Genomic DNA, 20,333 nt, shown 5'->3' with positions numbered 1-20,333 from the left:
GCCGACAAAACCTTTTCTCATCTAAAATTAATTAGCCTCATCACATGAGTAATTTCGTTAAATGGAATAGAAACAACTTCGCCTTCCCCGTGAAACTTGATCCCATCCTTTGACCTTAACTCACATGGCAAGCCTATTCTGACTTTACCGTCTCTCGTTTTTAAACTAACCATTTGTTTCATGCTGCAAGCAATTTTTAATTCATCCAGGTACATAAACTCCCTCCAATTACATTTATCTATGTATGTAAATAAGTCTCTATTTATATTTCGGTATATTTGCCAAATATTTCATGGTAAATATTTAATATTATCGCTATAAAGTAAAGATTTAAATTAATTCAAAGACACCAACCGGCTTTGTGAGGTCTCCGGCATGTTGCATCTGAACTTGTAGAAGTCTTTATCCACTAAGGGCCTTGGCAATATTAAATATCCAAATAAAAAAAAGGCCCCGGTAAACTACCCGAGGCCCTTCAACTTAAGATTTATACAGATACGTTCTGTCCTGATTGAGGTGCTTTCTTGGAAAGAATCCCCATAAACCCGCCAACTACAAACAATACAGCGGAAAGGATGTAGAACATAAAAATACTGATAAAACCTGCAATCCGCTAATTAGCATTAACCAGCCGGCAACTTTGGGCTTAGTCTTTGTCATAGCAGCTCCTACAATTCCCAAAATACTAAATAACAGAGCAGAAATGCCTAGACCCGTAATTTGCGAAGTTCCCGTACTTGAAAAAGCTGCGTCCACTCCTCCTACCATCATAGCAAGAACAGACGCTACAATTCCAAAAATACCAGCTATTAAACCCATTGCAAACATTTCGGTATAAAGGAGTTATAGATAGATAACCTATTTCACACTCTAAGGTAAGAAGAAAGCTTAAGCAGGTTTACTGCTGGATGTGCAGGTTCTCTTGTGGTCTTTCGTTCTTTATCTCACCAGCATTGTAACCCTTCATGCTGCAATATCCACTGAATTCGTTTACGAATAAGAGTTTTCTGCGCGAAGCAATATGGTGATTTTTCAGTATCCATACCAGAATTTACGCTGTACACAAAGCTGTCGAATCTGTCTAAGACAGGATTCCATTAACTAGAAAGTGTTTTGATTTTTCTCAAGTTGTCGGCTCAGTACCAAGGCAAAATAAAAAGAGCCGTAGAGTTTCTTCTCCGACTCTTTTATCTAATTTTTTAAGGATGAATTCTAATGTAGAGATTGTATTGTTCTAAAACAAATTTAGTTGAGTCAACTATAAGATATGCTGTTGCTCCGTTAGGAATGAGAACATCCGTATGCGACTGACTATTCCCTGGGCCGCTATAATAAGGATAAGAGATACTAGTCTCAAGTCCATTAGTATACGCAATTTGTAATCCTAATCTAAACGCATTTTGATTACCCACTGGAGCAAGAAAAGCACTTAAATATTGATCTTTTCCTGTTGTATTAGTCCACTTATACCAGTCTTTATCTTCACTATTTGATAAGAATAGGCTGAAATTCTCGCTAGTACTTGGAATTGTAATTGCCTGAGTTTTTGTATCTCCAACCCCCACTGCATAAGGCGTTACTTCAGCTGCAAAAGCAGATTGTGACACAGTAAGTAACATCAACGAAGTTAAAAGAACAGCTAAACTTTTCTTAAGTTTCATGCTCTTCCACCTTTCACTTACATATTTAATCGGCCCGATTCCTCTCTATTATAAACGACATAATATGCAAATTAATGAGTATCAATTCCTAAATATTGTAAAAATATATATATTATTGTATATTCATAGTCCTTCTCAGGTCCTATAACATAAAAACCCGCCTTACGGCGCCGTCCCTGTCTACTATTGCACTGTACTGTTAACCACTCCAGAAACTACTTCCTTGATCTGTAGCTACATATAATTTCAAAGATCTCTGATAACAAAACACTTGATTTTACAGTTAAAGAAAAGAGTGAATTGTTTGGTGATCCAAAAATATTCAAATCAAAAAGAAAAGTGAAATTCCAAAGATATACTTTAAATCAAAAAAGCGTGGGCTTTTGGGGGCAGCCCTAAAAATGATACTCCACCTCTCATAATGCTCCCAAAAAAGAAAACCCCCCGACGCTTACTGAAGTGCACTGTGAAGTGCACCCCTTAGAATAGACATTGGAAAAACCCCCTGGTTAATCCGATGAAATCTAAGGGGTGCATTTTTATGGCGATTAAAGGACAGAAGTTTAAATCATATACTGAAGAAGATAAGAAAGAGGCAATCCGACTACACGTGGAAGAGAAATGGACATACAGACAGATCACTGAACATCTTGGGATCCAGGATAAGGATAGGGTTAAGAAATGGATGCGTAAGTACAGAGAACTGGGTGAGTATGGACTACTGGATCAGCGAGGACGCCGAGATGAATATATGGATCAGGATCGGTATGTTCAAAGGCTTAAACAGGAGAATGACATGTTAAAAAAGTGTTTGGAAATCTGGATGCAGGAGGTAAGGAAGAACGCTTTAAACTCATCGAGCAAGCCGTAGGCCTAGGAGGAATTGCGGAGTTGTGCCAACTCTTTGGCGTCTCCAGAAGCGGTTACTACGCCTATTTGAAGCGAAAAGGGGACGAGCGCAACGCCGAAGCCAAACAACAAATTCGTAAAGTCTACAAGCGCTACGAGGGAAAGTACGGGTATCGGCAGCTCCAATTGTTCTTGTGGCAAGATGACGGCATATGGATGAACCACAAGAAGATTCTGCGCCTCATGCAAATGCTTGGGCTTCAAGCCAGGATTCGCCGGAAACGTAGGAGGAACGGGATGAAGCAGCAGGCTGGAGATCGTGTGGCAGAGAACCTGCTGAAACGAGACTTTACGGCAGACAAACCCAACCAGAAATGGGTAACGGATGTGACCCAATACCGGGTAGGCGAACGCTGGCTCTATCTCTCGGCGATAAAAGATCTGTTCAACAATGAGATTATTGCCTACCAGCTAAGCGAACGTAACGATAACGAGTTAGTTCTCCAAACGTTTGCCAAGCGAAAAGACGTGACCGGAGTGGTCGTTCACAGCGACCAGGGATTCCAGTACACGTCTCATGCATACCATGACATGCTGCCAAAGGTTGGCGCCCAAATCAGCATGTCACGCCGGGGCAATTGCCTAGACAACGCCTCTATGGAGAGCTTCTTCTCGCATCTTAAAACGGAAGGGCTCTACCCTTATGATATCCGAAAAATGGCGGAGGCACAAAAGAGAATTAAGAAATACATTCAATTTTACAACCGAAGACGACCACAGCGTAAATTAAAAAAACTGACGCCGGTAGATTACCGACGCCAGTTTGCTGCCTAGGTGTTTTTTTCAATGTCTACTAATTGGGGGCTTGACCATACAGCGCCAGGGGTTCCACCTATTAGTACAGCGTAATGTATTGATCGCGTTCCCATTGGTGAACTTGGGTACGGAACATATCCCACTCGATTTCCTTCAGCTCGTAGAAGTGAGACAAAGCATGGTCGCCTAGAGCTTCGGTAATAACCTCGCTGCGGATCAGCTCGCCTAGAGCTTCTTTCAGATCCGACGGCAGGCTTGGAATGCCTTCTTCCACACGCTCTTCCTCAGACATTACATAGATGTTGCGGTCAATTGGATCAACGAGAGGAATCTCATTCTTGATCCCGTCAAGACCTGCTCTCAACATCACAGCCAGTGCCAGGTAAGGGTTGGCAGCCGGGTCCGGGTTACGTACTTCAACACGAGTCCCAAGTCCACGGGAAGCTGGGATACGGATCATCGGGCTGCGGTTGCTTGAAGACCAAGCTACATAGCAAGGAGCCTCGTAACCAGGAACAAGACGCTTATAAGAGTTCACGGTTGGGTTAGTAATTGCCGCAAACGCACGGGCATGCTTCAGGATACCGGCCATATAGTGGCGGGCAGTCTGGCTAAGTCCCAATGTGTCGCTTTCTTCATAGAACGAGTTCACATTTCCTTTGAACAAGGATTGGTGACAGTGCATACCGGAACCGTTCACACCGAACAATGGCTTAGGCATAAATGTTGCATGCAGTCCATGCTGGCGGGCAATTGTCTTAACTACCAGCTTGAATGTTTGGATTTGATCGGCCGCTTTAACCGCGTCCGCATATTTAAAGTCGATTTCGTGCTGTCCTGGAGCTACCTCATGGTGAGAAGCTTCAATTTCAAAGCCCATCTCTTCAAGAGTAAGTACGATTTCACGACGGCAGTTCTCACCAAGGTCTGTCGGAGCAAGGTCAAAGTATCCGCCTTGGTCGTTCAGCTCCATTGTAGGATTACCCTTCTCATCGGTCTTAAACAGGAAGAACTCAGGTTCCGGACCTACATTCATGGATGTATAACCCAGCTTTTTCGCCTCTTCCAGGTTGCGCTTGAGGATACCGCGTGGGTCCCCTGCAAATGGAGTGCCATCCGGCATGTAGACATCACAGATCAGACGGGCTACACGATCTTCTGTTACCCATGGGAAGATGACCCATGTCTCAAGATCCGGATACAAATACATATCAGATTCTTCGATGCGGACATAACCCTCAATGGAGGAACCATCAAACATCATTTTGTTGTCCAGAGCCTTCTCCAGCTGACTTACAGGAATTTCAACGTTCTTGATTGTACCCAGCAAATCAGTGAATTGCAGACGAATAAAGCGTACGTTCTCTTCCTTGGCAATGCGAAGAATATCTTCTTTAGTGTAACTCACGATACCCTCTCCCTTTGTCATAAATAGTGATGTTTACTCTTACTTGAAAAATCTGGATAATTCACCTTGAATCAATGAAACTTGACCTGGTCTCTTGCCTGTAACGAGTTCCTGCTTGAGCATACGATAGAGCTGCGAGTCCGTCAGAACCTTTCGTTTCTCTTCGGTGTCATTCGTAATTACAGTCGCTTCCTGGGATTCTTTGTTCACCGGATTCATAACCTGCTTGATGCCTGCGATGTTAACACCTTTGTCAATCAGAGCTTTGATCTCCAGCAAGCGCTCAACGTCGTTAAAAGAGAACAAACGCTGATTACCTGAAGTTCTCGCCGGCACGATCAGCTGGTGCTGCTCGTAATAGCGGATTTGACGGGCAGACAAATCAGTAAGCTTCATTACGATGCCAATTGGAAACAAGGCCATATTTCTACGAATTTCATCACCCATCGCTCTCAACCTTCCAGTTAATTAATCATAATCCCATTCTATGTTACATACCCTAACACTGTCAAGCATATGTTAGATAATCTTACAGTACATTGCGGTTAATCATATTTTGCAGGGCCGTGAGTATTCCATACTTCACATGGGAGTAGGTAAGCCCTCCCTGCATATAAGCAATATACGGCTCACGGATAGGAGCATCCGCAGACAGCTCCAGACTTCCTCCTTGAATGAAAGTGCCTGCGGCCATAATGACAGGATGCTCGTATCCAGGCATGTCCCATGGCTCAGGCACAACATGCCCATCCACCGCAGAGGCACGTTGAATCCCCTGCACGAAAGCAATCAAATGCTCAGGAGAAGTAAAAGAAATCGCTTGAATTAAGTCTGTCCGGGGTTCATGCCATGCAGGCTTGCTCACAAATCCGGCTAACTCAAACACCGCTGCTGCCAGAACACTGCCCTTTACAGCTTGTCCGACAATGGTTGGAGCGAGGAACAGGCCTTGATAAATCCCTCTTGTCGTACCAAGCATGGCCCCTACCTCACCGCCGATTCCAGGTGCGGTTAGTCTATAAGCCGCAAGTTCGACGTACTTGGCTTGGCCGCATATGTATCCGCCAGTCTCGGCAAGTCCCCCGCCGGGATTCTTAATCAGCGAGCCTGCTATCAGATCGGCGCCCACCTCAGTTGGCTCCTTCTCTTCCGTAAATTCACCGTAACAGTTATCCACGAACACGATAACATCCGGCTTGATTTCTTTAACCTGCTGTATCATTTGAGCAATCTCGCTTATACTGAAGGACTCACGCCAATCATAGCCGCGGGAGCGCTGAATCCCGATCACTTTAGTAGCTGGAGTGATGAGCCGCTTAACTTCATCCCAATTAACTTTTCCGCTCTCCAGTAAGGCAGCTTCCTGATAACGAATTCCATAATCCTGTAGTGAGCCCGTCCCGTCCCCCGGCTTTCCGATCACTTTATGGAGTGTGTCGTATGGGCGGCCGGTTATGTACAACAGTTCATCTCCCGGTCTTAGCACACCAAACAAAGCCGTTGCAATCGTGTGTGTTCCCGAAGCAAAATGCGGCCTTACGAGCGCTGCCTCGGCGCCGAACACATCCGCATATACCAGGTCCAACACCTCACGTCCCCGGTCATTGTAGGCATAACCTGTAGAACCGGCAAAATGAAAGTCACTTACCTGTTGCTTCTGAAAGGCTTCGATAACTTTCCACTGGTTCACGTCCACGATCTTGTCAATCTGCTTGAGGCGGGAGTCAATCTTTGCTTCTGCCTCTTCCATCCAATGTCTTACTTGCTGCGAAAAAACTGCCATCCTAGTATCCCCTCGTTCTTAATCTGCTCACACATATGGGATGGACTAATGTCCATCCCATACCGCTGTCATTTTCTTTAAGCGTGTACTTCATATTCCTTCAACAAATAACTGTTCTTCTCATAGTCGGCTTGATTCAGCCTCACCTCGAACAACAAATCCTCATCCTCGAAGTCCTGATTCAGAACCTCACCCACCCGGTATATAACAGAGCTTAAATCACCGCGGGCAGCCGGAATCCGGAAGGTCACGGTATCCCCGGTCAGGCGATCTTGAATTACCTGTCTAACCATCTGCAGATCGTGTTCATCATAAGCGCTGATCTTCAAATGATTCTCGTCCGATGGAAGCAGCTGAAGCTGTTCAGGTGTGCACAGGTCCTTTTTATTATACAAAATCACCTGAGGTGTACTGCTTGCTCCCAGTTCGTCCAGTATGCGGTCAACCACCTTCATCTGTTCATCCCGGGTTTCAGCGGAAGCGTCTACCACGTGCAAAATCAAATCCGCCTCGTTGGCTTCCTCCAGAGTAGCCCGGAAAGATGCGACCAAGTCATGCGGCAAATTCTGAATAAACCCGACCGTATCCGTAATGACCACCTCTTTGCCGCTAGGCAGTTCCATCGCTCGGGAGGTTGGGTCCAGGGTTGCGAACAGTTGATTCTCAATGTATACATCAGCCGCTGTAAGCTGCTTCAGCAGCGTGGATTTCCCCGCATTGGTGTAACCTACCAGCGCAACCTGAACCACGCCGTTCTCCTTGCGGCGCTTACGGTGCAGCGTGCGGTGCTTCGTCACCTCATCAAGCTGCTGCTTGAGGTCGGTAATTCTGCCGCGAATATGGCGGCGGTCGGTCTCAAGCTTGCTCTCCCCCGGGCCACGGGTTCCAATTCCACCACCGAGTCGGGAGAGGTTTTTGCCATGCCCGGATAACCGGGGCAGCAGATAACTGAGCTGAGCCAGCTCAACCTGAATGATACCCTCACGAGTTTTGGCTCTTCCCGCAAAAATATCCAAGATCAGCTGGGTGCGGTCAATAATCTTCACATCCAGTGCCTCTTCCAGATTTCTGACCTGAGCCCCTGACAGCTCCTGGTCAAAAATAGCCGTATTGGCTTCAAGAGCATCAATCGCAGCTTTTAACTCTTCCACCTTCCCTTTGCCGATGAACCAACGACTGTCAGGAGTCTCCTTGTTCTGTACGATCACGTCAGCAACTTCCACACCCGCCGTCTCTGCCAGTTGCACCAGCTCATTCAGAGAATGCTCGGAGTTCACACCGCTACGCTTCACCTCATTGGTAACAAGACTGACAAGAACGGCTTTATCAGGCAGGGTTGTATTTGTGTCAAATGTTTCATTTCTCATAGATTCATTGCTCCTTCAAAGCGACAACCTTAGCGTATTCCTCACCTGTCATCTGCCTTTTTCAAATTTGAAGTCTTCTGTTCGAATGGTCATTAATTCAAGCTTGCCCGGAGAGCCTGATGAATATTGATGCAGCAGCCGGACGGCCTGGTGACGGATTGAGCGTTCGATCACATTCCTTACATATCTGGCATTGCTAAATGCAAGCGGGCTCTCATTCTTCTCTGCCATCAGATGCTGCTTCAGTTTGAGTATCGCCTGAGGCATTAAGATATAGTCACGCTCCTTGACCATACTCTCCGAAATTTGAATTAATTGATCAATCGTATAATCGGGAAAATCAATCTGGATAGGGAACCGCGACGGAAGACCTGGATTCGTGTGAAGGAAGAAGTCCATTTCATCAGAGTAACCTGCCAGAATAAGCACAAATTGATTCTTATAATCCTCCATGGCCTTAACTAGCGTATCAATAGCCTCCTTGCCGAAATCCTTCTCCCCGCCCCGTGCCAGGCTGTAGGCCTCATCAATAAACAGAATGCCCCCTAATGCTTTTTTAACCAAATCGCGGGTCTTTTGTGCTGTGTGTCCAATATATTCTCCTACCAAATCGGCTCGTTCCGCTTCTATAAAATGGCCTTTGGTAAGCACCCCCATTTTCTGAAACATTTTGGCCACGATCCGGGCTACCGTTGTTTTACCTGTGCCGGGGTTGCCTTTGTAAATCATGTGATACACCTGTGAACCCGCCACCAGGCCGGCCTCAGCACGCATTTGTGTAACTTGAAGCAGTGCAAAAATCTCAAAAACCAGCTCTTTAATATTCTCAAGCCCGATCAATTGATCCAGTTCCTTCTGGATCTCCGCAAACACGCCTTGATGGTGCATAGCACTCTTGTTCGCCACAGTCGATTCCGGCTCGGCAGCCAACTGAGAGATAACCGGCGGTTCAGTGTTCCGCAGAATTACATTGATTTGCCGGGAGGGCCTATCTTCTGAACGTCCGCCAGCGGCCACAACACGCCCTTGCATGCGGTATCACCTCTTCCTAAAATAAAGGGGCAGCAAACTACTATAAATGTGTATTCCTGTGGTTCGTCACTTATTAGAAGTTTGTTAACTATAGGACAGAGTTTATAATTCCGCTAATAAAATCAGGTGTGGATAGGGATACCGAACCGGTTAAGCTGCCATTTGGTATAGGCAAGAATCTCTCTAATTGTATTCGGGGCCTTGGGCATTACCTTGGATTCTACCACGGATAGCTGGGGATCCATATAATTGAGGAAATGAGCCATTTCAAGTGCTCTCGCCGCATGAAAGGTATGTGTGACAATAACAGCGTTACTAAGCTTCCGCTCCTGCATAAGCCTGCTGCTGTACTCCAAATTCTCATATGTATTGGTCGCCTGGTTCTCCAAGATGATGGCCTCCTTGGGCACTCCCTGCCTCTGCAGATAACTAGCCATACCTTCGGCTTCCGTCAATCTGGACCGTACTGTATCCCGTCCGCCTGATACGATAAAATACTGGAACATGCCGGCCCGGTATTCCTTCAAGCCCTGCTCCAGACGTTCCTTCAGCCCTGGACTCGGCTCGTCGCCCCAAAGGGCAGCTCCAAGAATAATACCTACATCTGCCTTTTTCACCGCTTGAGTAACTGGTGTATTGGAAACCTGATACCAAGCGTAACCAAGCCATAACACAAACATAACAGTTAATACAATAACGGTCTGCGCTATTCTTAATACCAGCGGATGCTTCTTCGGCCTAGCCATGGGAAGGGTCCTCCAGAAATCCGGTGCGCCGATGCTCAAGAGACATCAGGAAATAAGGAAAGGTGTGGGCATCAATGGCATGAAGCAGCTCACGGGTAGTCTGGGAAGCGAGCTCATAGTCCTTCGGCGAGATCTGTCTTTGTGTTAATGCCTCGTCAAGCTCATCCTGATCCAGTAAAAATACCTCTCCGTTCTTCAGTACCACAATATCCAGGTATAAATCATCAAACCAAGGCACCCCCTGATCCGTAATTCCTTGGCTCTTGCAAATATCTATGTACCATTCAATAATTTGCTGTTTGTCATCAAACATGGCTGTAACGATATAATTAGAGTCTTTAGGATAATACTGCAGCCATGAATACCCCTTATCCGCAATCCGGAACGTATGATTGCCATAGGATTTCCACAGCGGCTCTTTAAGCGCTTGTATGCTGTACAGAGTAATATATCCAGTGAAATCTTCGCTCTCTATATATCGTGATGTGAACTGGCGCCGGGTCACCCGGCGCCAATTCGCCCGGTCTCCAAATTTTCGCTTCATGAATATTACCCTTTCACTCTTATCTTACACTCAAGCTTACCATATTTCTCTTTACCGCACCAAATATATGCACCGTTAAAGTTGCCGATCTCATCTTCATTACAGCACAAAAAACCCGATCTTCTATAGAAGATCGGGTCCTTGCCGCAAACCTAAGCGAATTACCCTCCGGAGTTGGAGCCTGTGGTTCCCCCTCCTGTATTCCCGGTTCCGCTATTGGTGCCTTGCGTATCCTTTGTACCGCCGGTACCGTTACCCTGTGTTGACCCGGGAACCGTAATTCCTGTTCCCGGATCAGTAACACCGGAGCCGCTGCCGCCGCCTGTACCATTATTAGTTCCTTGGTCCGTGCCGTCTCCTGACCCGCCATTGTCGGTTTCTGTACCTCCACCCGAACCATTTCCGTTTCCATTCCCGTTGTTGCCATTACCATTGTTATTTCCATTGTTCCCATTACCGTTCCCATGTCCGTTACCATTGTTCTCGCCGTTGTTGCCTTGGTTATTATCCTGACCATTTCCAGTTCCATCCGTATTGCCGTTATTATTTTGGCCAGGATCTGTTGTAACTGGAGGCTCTGCTTGCTGCGTCGAGACTGTAGCCGAACCTGATCTCTCGCTTTCAAGCCCCGTAGCCGGATCAACAAAGGTAACATAATACTCATAGCTGGTATTTGGAATTACCGTAACATCCTCGGCAGATGCCGAATTAGTCTCAAGAAGCTGAGTGAAGTCCGCTTCGGAAGCTTCTTTACGGTACACACGGTATTTCACATTTGGAATGTCGACACCCTTCCAGCTGAGCAGTACGGTACCAGTGTCCTGATTATAAGCCCCAGCAACCCCACTGACGGTGGTAGGCTTCTTAACCTCTTCCTTCTTCTTCTCCTGTAAATCTTTAGGTACAGGGAAGTCCTTGATAGGTACGTCCTTAAGCGCATCCTTCATAATTGCCGCGAACAAGGCGGCAGACTGACCACTGCTGCCTTTGAGCAGATGATCTTTGTCCGGATTATCATAGCCCATCCAAATGGATGCGGTCCATTCTGCGGTGTACCCCACGAACCAGGCGTCCCGGTTGCGGCTGCTCTTCAGGCCTTTAATCCCGTGTTGGGTAGTTCCTGTCTTACCCGCTACAGGACGCGCACCAAGGCTGGCCCGTTTCCCTGTACCGCTGGTTACAACCTGTTCAAGCATATCTGTCATGTAATAAGCGGTGTCCGGGCTGATGACTTCTTCACCCTTCGGCGCATTATACGTGTAGACGTCCTTACCGTCCGGACCTTGAATACTCTTGATGGAATAAGCCGGGTAGTGATAGCCGCCATTCGCGAATACACTGAAGGCTTCGGCCATTTCTAGCGTATTCGTGCCCTTCGTGAGACCTCCAAGGGCTACAGCAAGGTTCGTATCTCTGTCGTCCATCGTAATGCCCATCTTCTTCGCATATTCCACACCTGTCTTGACCCCCACTTGATTCAGCAGCCACACAGCCGGAATATTGGCTGATTCTTCAAGCGCCTGCCGCATGCCAATCGTCTTGGAATATCCGTGCAGGTTGCTAGGGCAATAGTTGCCAAAGCACTGCTTCTCATTGCTAAGATACGAATCCGGTGTGAATTTCTTGGTATCCAGCGCAGGCGCGAAGCTTACGATCGGCTTGAAGGCTGAACCCGGCTGTCTGCGGGCTTCCACGCGGCTGAAGCCTTTGCGCTGGTAATCACGCCCGCCCAGCAGGGCAATCAGACTTCCGTTCTGATGGTTCATAATAACCGCCGCAGCCTGCACCTGCTTGTCGTCCTTGCTTTTCTCAAAATTATCATCATCAGCAAAGGCCTTCTCAACGGCCAGCTGCGCCTGTTTATCCATTGTCGTATAGATCTTGTAACCGCCACGGTTAAGCTGGTCCTCGGTCAGACCGGTCTTCGCCTCGGCTTCCTTCATCACAAAATCTTTAAAGGCCAGGTAGTTCTGACTCTTCTTCGGCGGCGTATAGTCATAATCAACTGCCTTGGCCTTGTCACGGTCTGCCGCAGAAATGTATCCCTGCTCAAACATGAGATCCAATACAACGCCTCTGCGGGTCTTCGACAGCTCCGGATTGGATATCGGGTTGTAGGCCGAAGGTCCTTTAGGCAAAGCCGCCAGTGTGGCAATTTCCCACAGATCCAGCGTTTTTAGATCACTCTTCCCGAAATATCGCTGGGATGCCGCTTTAATTCCATAAGAGCCTTGGCCGAAGTAAATCCGGTTAAGGTACTTCTCAAGAATTTCATCTTTTGTCAGATTTCGTTCTAGCGCCATAGCAATCGAGACTTCCGTGGCCTTTCGGAAGAAGGTCTTGTCTCTGGACAAAAACATATTCTTTGCCAGCTGCTGGGTAATCGTACTACCGCCCTCCACCTTGGAACGGGCGATAATATCCTTCACTGCTGCGCGGCCAATTGACCAGAGATCCACGCCGGAGTGCTCATAGAATCTTTTATCCTCCGTTGCCACAAATGCATTCCTAAGCAGCTTCGGAATTTGATCAATCTTCACCGGCTCACTCTTATTGATGGACAATTCACCCATCAGGTTACCGGAGCGGTCATACACCTTGGATGTTTCGTAAATGGTAAGCTTATCTTCATTCTCTTTAAGTATCTTTTCACCGTTCAGAGACAAGAAGATATAACCTCCAACAGCACATATAATTGCAAAAGCCATCGTAAAAAACATGGTCCAAAGCACACGCTTCGTTGTTACCTTTTTCTTGCCTTTCCCCTTAGGTTTATTTCCCTTGCCTGTCTTCTCCGTCTTATCAGGAGTGTTCGTCCGGGACAGCCTTTGGGGTTTGTTGTCATTCGTAGACATGGTTCTATCTAGACTCCCTTCATGACATTCTCTTTCTCTCTATAGTGGACGGAAAGAAAAGAACAACCTTGCTCAGGTTGCTCTATCTCAACATCATATACCATTTAACGTAACGTGTTCAAAAAAGTTTCATTCCAATCTTACCCTTCAGACGAGGTCTCCTGCATCAAAGATACATTGCGCTGCGGCTGGAAGGTCGAAATAGCATGCTTGTACACCATTTGCTGGCGTCCATCGCTGTCAATCACAATCGTAAAATTGTCAAATGCTTTAATCGTTCCCCTAATTTGGAACCCATTTGTCAAAAATACAGTGACAGGGATGTTCTCTTTACGTAATTGGTTTAAGAACGTATCTTGGATGTTAATGGACTTGTTCATATCGGTACCCCCAATGAGTTTCGATTAGTGTTCTGAAGTATATTCGAGATCGGTAAGGAACTTTCCTGCTATTATAGCACGTACCTTTGCCAAATTCTCCGGGTAATTTTCCGGATGGGTCATATCCACCCAATGAATGTCGCGCATATGGCGGAACCAGCTCAGCTGCCTCTTGGCATATCTGCGCGTATCCCTCTTCAGCTTGATTACCGCCTCTTCAAGCGGAACGCCATCTTCCAGATGCTCCATCATTTCTTTATAACCAAGCCCCTGCATGGCCACAAGTCCACGGGAATATCCCTTCTTCAGCAGTGATTCCACTTCCGCAAGCAGCCCCTGATTCATCATCTCATCAATTCGTGCTTCTATTCGGTTATATAGCAACTGACGGTCCATTGTCAAACCGATGATGCATAAATCATAAGGAGACTGCTTCTTCTGGGAGGCGAGCTGGGAAGATAAGGTCTGGCCCGTCAGATGAAAAATCTCCAGCGCCCGCACGATCCGCCGCTGATCATTGGGATGCAGTCTCGCCGCCGATTCGGGATCGACAGCCTTCAGCCTGTCATGAAGAGCCTCAGCACCATGCACCTCCGCGAACTTAAATTGTTCATTCCGGAAGTCTTCGTCCGCAGGCGCATCGGTGAATTTAAACTCATAACAGACCGACTCCACATACAGCCCCGTACCTCCTACGATAAAAGGCAGATGCCCTCTGGAGGTGATCTCCGGGATCAGCTGGCTGCAGTAGTCCTGAAACAGAGCCACGGAGAACGGTTCATGCGGGTCTAAAACATCGATTAAATGATGCGGGACTCCGTCCATCTCTGCTTCCGTGATTTTAGCTGTGCCAATATCCATGCCCCGGTATACCTGCATCGAATCACCTGAGATAATTTCACAGTTAAACAGGTGTGCAAGCTCAATACTCATTCTGGTCTTTCCGACCGCGGTGGGGCCAACCAGAACCAGCAGTTTCGGTTTCTTAGCTGTTGTCAAGCGCGATCACTCCGTATGCAATTTTGGTATGGGCTCGTTCGCGAACCGTGAATCCGAGCCTGCTGAACTCTCCGCTGTCTCTCTTCTCCTTCATGACGACAGCTCTCCGGGCCACCCGGCAGGCTTCCTGAATAGCGGCCTCTTCCAGCGGCATTCCGTTGGCTAATGTCCGAAGCGGAGAAAGCGACGAGGATTCCATAACCGGCTCCCGGAACATGGGGTCAAAATAGACCACATCCATGCAGTTGTCCGGCATGCCTTTTAACGCATCCAGGTGATCAGCGTGTCTGACTTCAATACGGCGAAGTGCTTCGTCAAACTCTTTTAACCCTGATTGGTAGGTAGTTAAACCTTCCTTCAGCAATCCATACAATGGAAGAGAGCTTTCAAGCGCCGTCACTTTTCCTTCCTTCCCTGCGGCCAAGGAGAAAATGATCGAATCCGAGCCTAACCCGGCGGTGCAGTCCAGGATCTGATCACCCGGCTGAATTCCGGAAATCTCCAGCATATAATCCTGCTCTCCTTTGAGCAGCCTCTTGGCCCTAACAAATGACATACTGGGGTGAAATTCCATTGGCTCGCCATAAGTACCCGCAATCCGGATTCCACTCTCCAAAATAACAAGCACCTTATCCGTCTGATGACGGGATAACAGCTTGTTTAACGAGGTACGGCTGCGCCGCACATAAGGCACACCTAGCTCAGATGCCAGCGCAAGTGCCCGGCTAACTGAATCCGGAGCTTCGTTATCCCCCGTAGTAATAATCAATCCGCTTCCTCCGTTCACATTACACGTTTAAACATTTTCTCCAAATCATAGGTAGAGAAGGAGACCACAATCGGACGTCCGTGCGGACAGGTGTAGGGCTGCTTGCAGGCAGCCAGACGGTCAAGCAAGGTGGTTGCCTCCTGATCCGTTAGTCTCTGGTTCGCTTTAATAGAGGCCTTGCACGAGCAGAGAATCGAGGAACGCTCTCTCAGCTTGGCCAGGTCAATCGCCCGCTCGCTTAGCACCCACTCTGCCATCTCTTCAATAATCGAAGCCTCTTCTCCTTGCGGGAACCAGTACGGATGGGAGATCACCCTGAACGTCCCGCCCCCAAAGTGCTCCAGGATAACCCCGGCGTTCTCAAACCACTGCAAACGGGTTTTAAGCTTCTCGCTATCTGCTGATGTAAATTCCAGAGTAATAGGGATAAGCAGTTCCTGGGAAGCATCAGCGGGATTGCCAAACTTCTCATAATAGTATTCGTAATTCACTCGTTCATGGGCAGCGTGCTGATCAATCAGGTACAGGCCCTCCTCATTCTGTGCTATCAGGTAAGTGCCGTGGTGCTGACCGATCAGGGACAGCTTGGGAAAAGCCGGCATCGCCGGCTTGCTGCCCGGCACGCCGTACAGCTTGTCCGGTGACACGGAAGCGGCAGGAGGAGCGGGACGCTCGTAATCGTATCTGCTGCCTACAGAGGATCGGCTGCTGCTTCCTCCAGCGGTCCCAGCAGGGGAGTTACCCACCGGTCTTGCTTCATCCCCGATTTTTCGCTGATCTGTGTTCCCTGGCGTTTGGGCATATGAAATCTGCTGGGTTGAAGTGTCTCCGTTAGGACCAGCGGCCGGGAGCCCATCTTCAGAACCTCCATTTCGTTCAGGGAGGGAATACGACGGAGTTGCAGCTGCTTCTCTCACCCGGTCATTCTGCGGACTTGCTGCTCCCTCATGAGCACCACCTGGCGAACCTCCTGGTCTTTCCGGGTAGCCCGCGTGCTCTGGACGCTTCTCAGCTTCATGGCCGGAATCGGATACAGCTGCCGGGGTAGCCGTGGATTGAAAGTTGAACTGCTCCTGAATGACCGATTTCGTCTCCCCACGGTTTACCGTTGTCTTCACCACATGAGGAATCAACACCTCCTGGGACAAGACTGCCCGTATGCTTTCCTCCAAGAAGACATACAGCTCCTGCTCCTTGCTGAAGCGAACCTCCAGCTTGGACGGATGCACATTGACATCAACCAGGGACGGGTGCATAGTCAGCTGGAGGACAGCAAGCGGGTAACGGTTGATCGGAAGAAGCGTGTGGTACGCTCTCATCATGGCCGCTTGCAGCCCCGGATTGCGGATATATCTTCCATTAATCATCGTCGAAATTCCACCCCGGTTCGAACGGGTTAAATCCGGACGCCCAATGAACCCTTCTACTTTATAATCCGGGTTCTCGGCCTGAATCGGGAGCATCGCTTTCGCGGCTTGGGTCCCGTAGATTGAAGCAATCACCTGGAGCAGGTCTCCATTGCCAGGACTTTGAAGCAGCACATTCCCGTTGTGCCTGAGCGTAAAAGCAATCTCCGCGTGCGCTAGCGCCTGCCTGTACATCACGTCCGAGATGTGCCCCAGCTCGGTCTGAATCGTCTTCATATATTTCAGCCTTGCCGGAGTATTGTAAAATAATTCCCTGACACTGATATCCGTGCCCTGCGGAGCCGGAGTATCTTCATTCATCTTGAGCGATCCGCCTTCAATGACAATCCGCTTGCCAAGCGAAAGCTCGCTGGTCGAGGATACCAGCTCCACCTTGGAGACAGCGGCAATACTCGGAAGCGCCTCCCCGCGAAAGCCAAGTGTGCGAATCTGGAACAAATCTCGGCCGAGGGAGAGCTTGCTGGTTGCATGCCGGTAAAAGGCTGTCTCGCAATCCTCCGGCTCGATTCCGCTCCCGTTATCTATAATCCGGATTAGGGAAAGGCCTCCCTCCTCCACCGTGACGTCTATCCGCTTGGCCCCAGCGTCAATCGCATTCTCGACCAGCTCCTTCACCACAGAGGACGGTCTCTCTACAACTTCTCCCGCAGCGATCTGGTTCGCAATATGCTCGTCCAAAATTTGAATTTGTCCCATACGTTTCCCCCGCTTTCTTCAAGGAGCTACATGTCCTTCACTTTCATCTTCAAATCATTCAGCAGCTGCATCGCCTGGATCGGCGTCATATTCATTAAATCCGCGTTTTTAACCAGCTTGATGATCTGTTTGGTCCGGGGATCTTCTTTGGCAGCCTCAGGCTTAGCCAAGGCGGGCTCCTCACCGAACATAGACAGCTGCACAGCCTCTTCATGCTGTGAACCGCCCGGAATTAAAGCGGCATCTGGAGCCTCACGCAGAATCTCTGCTCTGACGACAGACCCCTCTGACGCTTCTGAAACCGTCAGATCTGTGCGTCTTTCCTGCAGGATAGCTCCTGATGTCCCGGCTGCTTCAGCTTGCTTCAGCTCATCGGCGCCACCAGCGGACCCTGTCCGTGCCGCTGTGCCTGACACAGCAAGAACGGGCTGCTTGGCCTGATCCACCTCCTTTGATTCGGCTGCATTTTCCAGTGCCCCCACTGTCTTCCCGCCGTTCTCCTGCCTATACTCGGTAGATATCGGCGTTCCCCCGGAAGCCCGTCCAGCCGTTACAAGGGGAGCCGCTTCTTCCAGGCCTTGCAGCAATCCATAAGCCCTGTCAATAATGCTGTCCGGCAGACCGGCCAATCTTGCACAGTAGATGCCATAACTGGTACTAGCCGCTCCTGGAATCAGCTTGCGAAGGAAGTGAACCTTCTCCCCGCTCTCCTGCACCGCCATGCTGTAATTACGAAGCGAATCAAGGCTCGCCTCCAGATGAGCAAGCTCATGAAAATGCGTGGAGACCAGTGCCTTACAGCCAATATGGTCATGGACATACTCAATAACGGCCTGGGCGATGGACATGCCTTCCGTAGTGGAAGTCCCCCGTCCCAGCTCATCAATAATAATCAGACTGCGTGAAGTCGCCTTCTCCGTCATCAGCTGAATATCCGCCATTTCCACCATGAAGGTGCTCTGGCCCCCGATCAGGTCGTCCGCCGCCCCGATCCGGGTAAATATCCGGTCGATCAGAGGGATCTCGGCGGCTGCCGCGGGTACAAAACATCCGATCTGCGCCATGATGACGATCAGGGCAACCTGGCGCATATAAGTGCTCTTGCCCGCCATATTCGGTCCGGTGATCAGCAGGATTCCCGCCTCGTCTTTGCGGAGCTGCGTGCCGTTTGCAATAAATCCGCTGCCTTCCGTCACCCTCTCCACCACGGGATGGCGTCCTTGCTCAATTACAAGGTTATAACCGTCCGTCAGAACCGGCTTCACGAAGTTGCCCTCGCTGCTTACAGCCGCAAAAGAACGGTACACGTCAATTTCTGCGATCTTCTCCGCAAGGCGCTGAAGCCGCGGAATCTCCCGGTTGAGGCGTTCACGAAGCTCGCTGAACAGCGCGAATTCGAGATCAACCATCTTCTCCTCTGCTTCGAGAATCAAAGCTTCCTTCTCTTTAAGCTCTGGAGTTACGTACCGCTCGGCGTTCGCCAGCGTCTGCTTGCGCTCATACCGGCCCTCAGGCAGGGAAGCCAGGTTGGATTTCGTTACTTCGATATAATAACCGAATACTTTGTTGTAACCGATCTTCAGCGACTTGATCCCGGTAGCCTGGCGCTCCGCGCTTTCAAGCTCCGCGATCCAGCGTTTGCCGTTCGCACCGGCTTCGCGGAGCGCATCCAAGTGCTCGTGATACCCCGGCTTGATAATACCGCCATCACGGACAGAGACAGGCGGTTCATCCGCGATCGCCGCTTCAATGGCCTCCGCCAGATCCTCACAGCGGTCCAGTTCGCCCGCAATCCTCCTCAGTGTTGAGGATGCCGAATTCTCGCACAGCTCCTTAATCGAAGGAATCTGCCTAAGCGATTTCTTAAGGGCGATCATATCCCGCCCGTTCGCACTAGAGAAAGCGATTCTTCCGACCAGGCGCTCCAAGTCATAAATTTCTCCAAGCTTCTCGCGCAGGTCTTCACGCAGGATATAACCGGCATGAAGCTGCTCTACCGCTTCCAGACGGTCTTCTATCTGAGACCGCTGAAGCAGAGGTTTATCAATCCATCTGCGCAGCAGTCTCGCACCCATAGAGGTCTCGGTACGGTCCAGCAGCCAGAGCAGCGAGCCCTTCTTGGACCTTTCCCTCACAGTCTCCACAAGCTCCAGATTACGCCGTGTGAACGGGTCCAGAATCATATAATGATTAGGCTCATATGCCGTGATCCGGATCAGCTGGCCCAAGGAACGCTTCTGAGTTTCGGACAGATAGGATACCAACAGGGAGATGTTATGTCTCCGCTGCTCCTCAAGCCGGATCCATGCCGCTTCACCGAACTGTTTGCGGCCGAGATCTTCCTTGTCTTTATCCCAGGCCGTATAAACAACGGGTCTTCCGACCGGATTCGCGGTGGACTCAATCCATTCCAGCAGATGACGGTCTCCGATGATTTCGGAAGGATTATAGATTCCGATTTCATCCCTGAGCCATTCCTGATTGGAAGGAGCTGAAGTAACATACAATTCACCCGTTGAGAGATCACAAGCCGAGACAGCCATAACCCCTTCCAGCTCGGTTACGCAAAGCATATAATTGTTCGCTTTGTCGCCAACCGTTTTACCTTCCATGACTGTACCCGGCGTGATTACACGCACAATTTCCCGGCGGACAATGCCCTTGGCCTCAGCAGGGTCTTCCACCTGCTCACAAATCGCCACCTTGTAACCCTTCTCTATCAATCTGTGTATGTAATTTTCCGCAGAATGATAAGGCACCCCGCACATCGGGATTTTGCCTTCGGCTCCCCCGTCGCGTGCCGTTAACGTAATTTCCAGCTCACGCGCCGCTTGCACCGCGTCTTCAAAAAACATCTCATAGAAATCACCCAAGCGGAAAAACAGAAAAGCGTCCTGTGCGCCTTCCTTTACCTTCAAATATTGTTCAATCATCGGCGTATATTTAGCCATGATGTACCTCCAGCCCATTCTTTCTACAGACTTCTATTATAACAGAAAAG

Annotated in this window: 16 protein-coding genes and 1 pseudogene; 2 read left to right on the top strand and 15 right to left on the bottom strand. The window is 49.0% G+C overall.

The window, feature by feature from the left end; all coding sequences use genetic code 11:
* Positions 1-487: 487 nt before the first annotated feature.
* Together BN6628_RS25630 and BN6628_RS11245 are read right to left on the bottom strand one after the other, a co-directional pair.
* Positions 488-828: pseudogene (locus tag BN6628_RS25630) on the bottom strand (DUF4064 domain-containing protein).
* A 371-nt stretch (positions 829-1,199) separates the two neighbouring features.
* Complete coding sequence (locus BN6628_RS11245; protein ID WP_068617410.1) at positions 1,200-1,661, bottom strand: hypothetical protein; 462 nt, start codon at positions 1,659-1,661, stop codon at positions 1,200-1,202.
* Positions 1,662-2,202: 541 nt separating this feature from the next.
* On the opposite strand from BN6628_RS11245, the gene BN6628_RS11240 reads away from it, so the two are divergent.
* Both BN6628_RS11240 and BN6628_RS11235 read left to right on the top strand, forming a co-directional pair.
* Positions 2,203-2,532, top strand: a complete 330-nt coding sequence (locus tag BN6628_RS11240; protein ID WP_068617408.1) for a helix-turn-helix domain-containing protein — start codon at positions 2,203-2,205, stop codon at positions 2,530-2,532.
* The gene (locus tag BN6628_RS11235; RefSeq protein ID WP_089153549.1) at positions 2,469-3,344 is read left to right on the top strand and encodes an IS3 family transposase; all 876 of its coding nucleotides are present in this window, start codon (positions 2,469-2,471) and stop codon (positions 3,342-3,344) included. The genes BN6628_RS11240 and BN6628_RS11235 overlap by 64 nt, the downstream gene beginning before the upstream one ends.
* 61 nt (positions 3,345-3,405) lie before the next feature.
* Here BN6628_RS11235 and glnA read toward each other — a convergent pair whose 3' ends face one another.
* From glnA to mutS, 13 genes are all read right to left on the bottom strand, one after another.
* On the bottom strand, positions 3,406-4,734 hold the full coding sequence (gene glnA / locus BN6628_RS11230) for a type I glutamate--ammonia ligase (RefSeq protein ID WP_068617406.1): 1,329 nt from the start codon (positions 4,732-4,734) through the stop codon (positions 3,406-3,408).
* A gap of 39 nt (positions 4,735-4,773) precedes the next feature.
* Positions 4,774-5,181 carry a MerR family transcriptional regulator gene (locus BN6628_RS11225; protein ID WP_068617404.1) on the bottom strand — a complete coding sequence of 136 codons (408 nt, stop codon included), beginning with the start codon at positions 5,179-5,181 and terminating at the stop codon, positions 4,774-4,776.
* An 82-nt stretch (positions 5,182-5,263) separates the two neighbouring features.
* Complete coding sequence (locus BN6628_RS11220; protein WP_068617402.1) at positions 5,264-6,517, bottom strand: methionine gamma-lyase family protein; 1,254 nt, start codon at positions 6,515-6,517, stop codon at positions 5,264-5,266.
* Positions 6,518-6,594: 77 nt separating this feature from the next.
* Complete coding sequence (hflX, locus tag BN6628_RS11215) at positions 6,595-7,884, bottom strand: GTPase HflX (protein ID WP_068617400.1); 1,290 nt, start codon at positions 7,882-7,884, stop codon at positions 6,595-6,597.
* Between the two features lie 48 nt (positions 7,885-7,932).
* Entirely contained in the window at positions 7,933-8,916 is a 984-nt protein-coding gene (locus BN6628_RS11210) for an AAA family ATPase (protein WP_068617398.1), read from the bottom strand.
* A 122-nt stretch (positions 8,917-9,038) separates the two neighbouring features.
* On the bottom strand, positions 9,039-9,662 hold the full coding sequence (locus BN6628_RS11205; protein WP_068617396.1) for a YdcF family protein: 624 nt from the start codon (positions 9,660-9,662) through the stop codon (positions 9,039-9,041).
* The gene (locus BN6628_RS11200; protein WP_068617394.1) at positions 9,655-10,206 is read right to left on the bottom strand and encodes a ribonuclease FAU-1 family protein; all 552 of its coding nucleotides are present in this window, start codon (positions 10,204-10,206) and stop codon (positions 9,655-9,657) included. Before BN6628_RS11200 ends, BN6628_RS11205 begins: the two co-directional genes overlap by 8 nt.
* Positions 10,207-10,367: 161 nt before the next feature.
* Positions 10,368-13,061, bottom strand: a complete 2,694-nt coding sequence (locus BN6628_RS11195; RefSeq protein WP_068617392.1) for a transglycosylase domain-containing protein — start codon at positions 13,059-13,061, stop codon at positions 10,368-10,370.
* Positions 13,062-13,201: 140 nt separating this feature from the next.
* Positions 13,202-13,441, bottom strand: coding sequence for an RNA chaperone Hfq (gene hfq, locus BN6628_RS11190; RefSeq protein WP_068617390.1), 240 nt, complete (start codon positions 13,439-13,441; stop codon positions 13,202-13,204).
* Between the two features lie 24 nt (positions 13,442-13,465).
* Positions 13,466-14,440 carry a tRNA (adenosine(37)-N6)-dimethylallyltransferase MiaA gene (miaA, locus tag BN6628_RS11185; RefSeq protein ID WP_068617388.1) on the bottom strand — a complete coding sequence of 325 codons (975 nt, stop codon included), beginning with the start codon at positions 14,438-14,440 and terminating at the stop codon, positions 13,466-13,468.
* Entirely contained in the window at positions 14,427-15,209 is a 783-nt protein-coding gene (locus BN6628_RS11180) for a class I SAM-dependent methyltransferase (RefSeq protein ID WP_068617386.1), read from the bottom strand. The genes miaA and BN6628_RS11180 overlap by 14 nt, the downstream gene beginning before the upstream one ends.
* A 14-nt stretch (positions 15,210-15,223) precedes the next feature.
* Positions 15,224-17,332, bottom strand: coding sequence for a DNA mismatch repair endonuclease MutL (mutL, locus tag BN6628_RS11175; protein ID WP_068617384.1), 2,109 nt, complete (start codon positions 17,330-17,332; stop codon positions 15,224-15,226).
* A 26-nt stretch (positions 17,333-17,358) separates the two neighbouring features.
* Positions 17,359-20,283: a DNA mismatch repair protein MutS gene (gene mutS, locus BN6628_RS11170; RefSeq protein ID WP_068617379.1), complete on the bottom strand. Its 2,925-nt coding sequence runs from the start codon at positions 20,281-20,283 to the stop codon at positions 17,359-17,361.
* Positions 20,284-20,333: the final 50 nt, after the last annotated feature.

Origin of the sequence: Paenibacillus tuaregi (assembly GCF_900086655.1) — a bacterium.
In the GTDB taxonomy this organism is placed as follows: Bacteria; Bacillota; Bacilli; order Paenibacillales; family Paenibacillaceae; genus Fontibacillus; species Fontibacillus tuaregi.
This window is presented reverse-complemented; position numbering and strand designations above follow the sequence as displayed.

What these genes read in the sequence shown, in the direction of transcription:
- hfq (WP_068617390.1), bottom strand. Translation starts at nt 13,441, where the DNA reads ATGAACAAGTCCATTAACATCCAAGATACGTTCTTAAACCAATTACGT.
- hflX (WP_068617400.1), bottom strand. Translation starts at nt 7,884, where the DNA reads ATGAGAAATGAAACATTTGACACAAATACAACCCTGCCTGATAAAGCC.
- BN6628_RS11195 (WP_068617392.1), bottom strand. Translation starts at nt 13,061, where the DNA reads ATGTCTACGAATGACAACAAACCCCAAAGGCTGTCCCGGACGAACACT.
- BN6628_RS11210 (WP_068617398.1), bottom strand. Translation starts at nt 8,916, where the DNA reads ATGCAAGGGCGTGTTGTGGCCGCTGGCGGACGTTCAGAAGATAGGCCC.
- BN6628_RS11225 (WP_068617404.1), bottom strand. Translation starts at nt 5,181, where the DNA reads ATGGGTGATGAAATTCGTAGAAATATGGCCTTGTTTCCAATTGGCATC.
- mutS (WP_068617379.1), bottom strand. Translation starts at nt 20,283, where the DNA reads ATGGCTAAATATACGCCGATGATTGAACAATATTTGAAGGTAAAGGAA.
- BN6628_RS11245 (WP_068617410.1), bottom strand. Translation starts at nt 1,661, where the DNA reads ATGAAACTTAAGAAAAGTTTAGCTGTTCTTTTAACTTCGTTGATGTTA.
- BN6628_RS11220 (WP_068617402.1), bottom strand. Translation starts at nt 6,517, where the DNA reads ATGGCAGTTTTTTCGCAGCAAGTAAGACATTGGATGGAAGAGGCAGAA.
- BN6628_RS11200 (WP_068617394.1), bottom strand. Translation starts at nt 10,206, where the DNA reads ATGAAGCGAAAATTTGGAGACCGGGCGAATTGGCGCCGGGTGACCCGG.
- mutL (WP_068617384.1), bottom strand. Translation starts at nt 17,332, where the DNA reads ATGGGACAAATTCAAATTTTGGACGAGCATATTGCGAACCAGATCGCT.
- BN6628_RS11205 (WP_068617396.1), bottom strand. Translation starts at nt 9,662, where the DNA reads ATGGCTAGGCCGAAGAAGCATCCGCTGGTATTAAGAATAGCGCAGACC.
- BN6628_RS11240 (WP_068617408.1), top strand. Translation starts at nt 2,203, where the DNA reads ATGGCGATTAAAGGACAGAAGTTTAAATCATATACTGAAGAAGATAAG.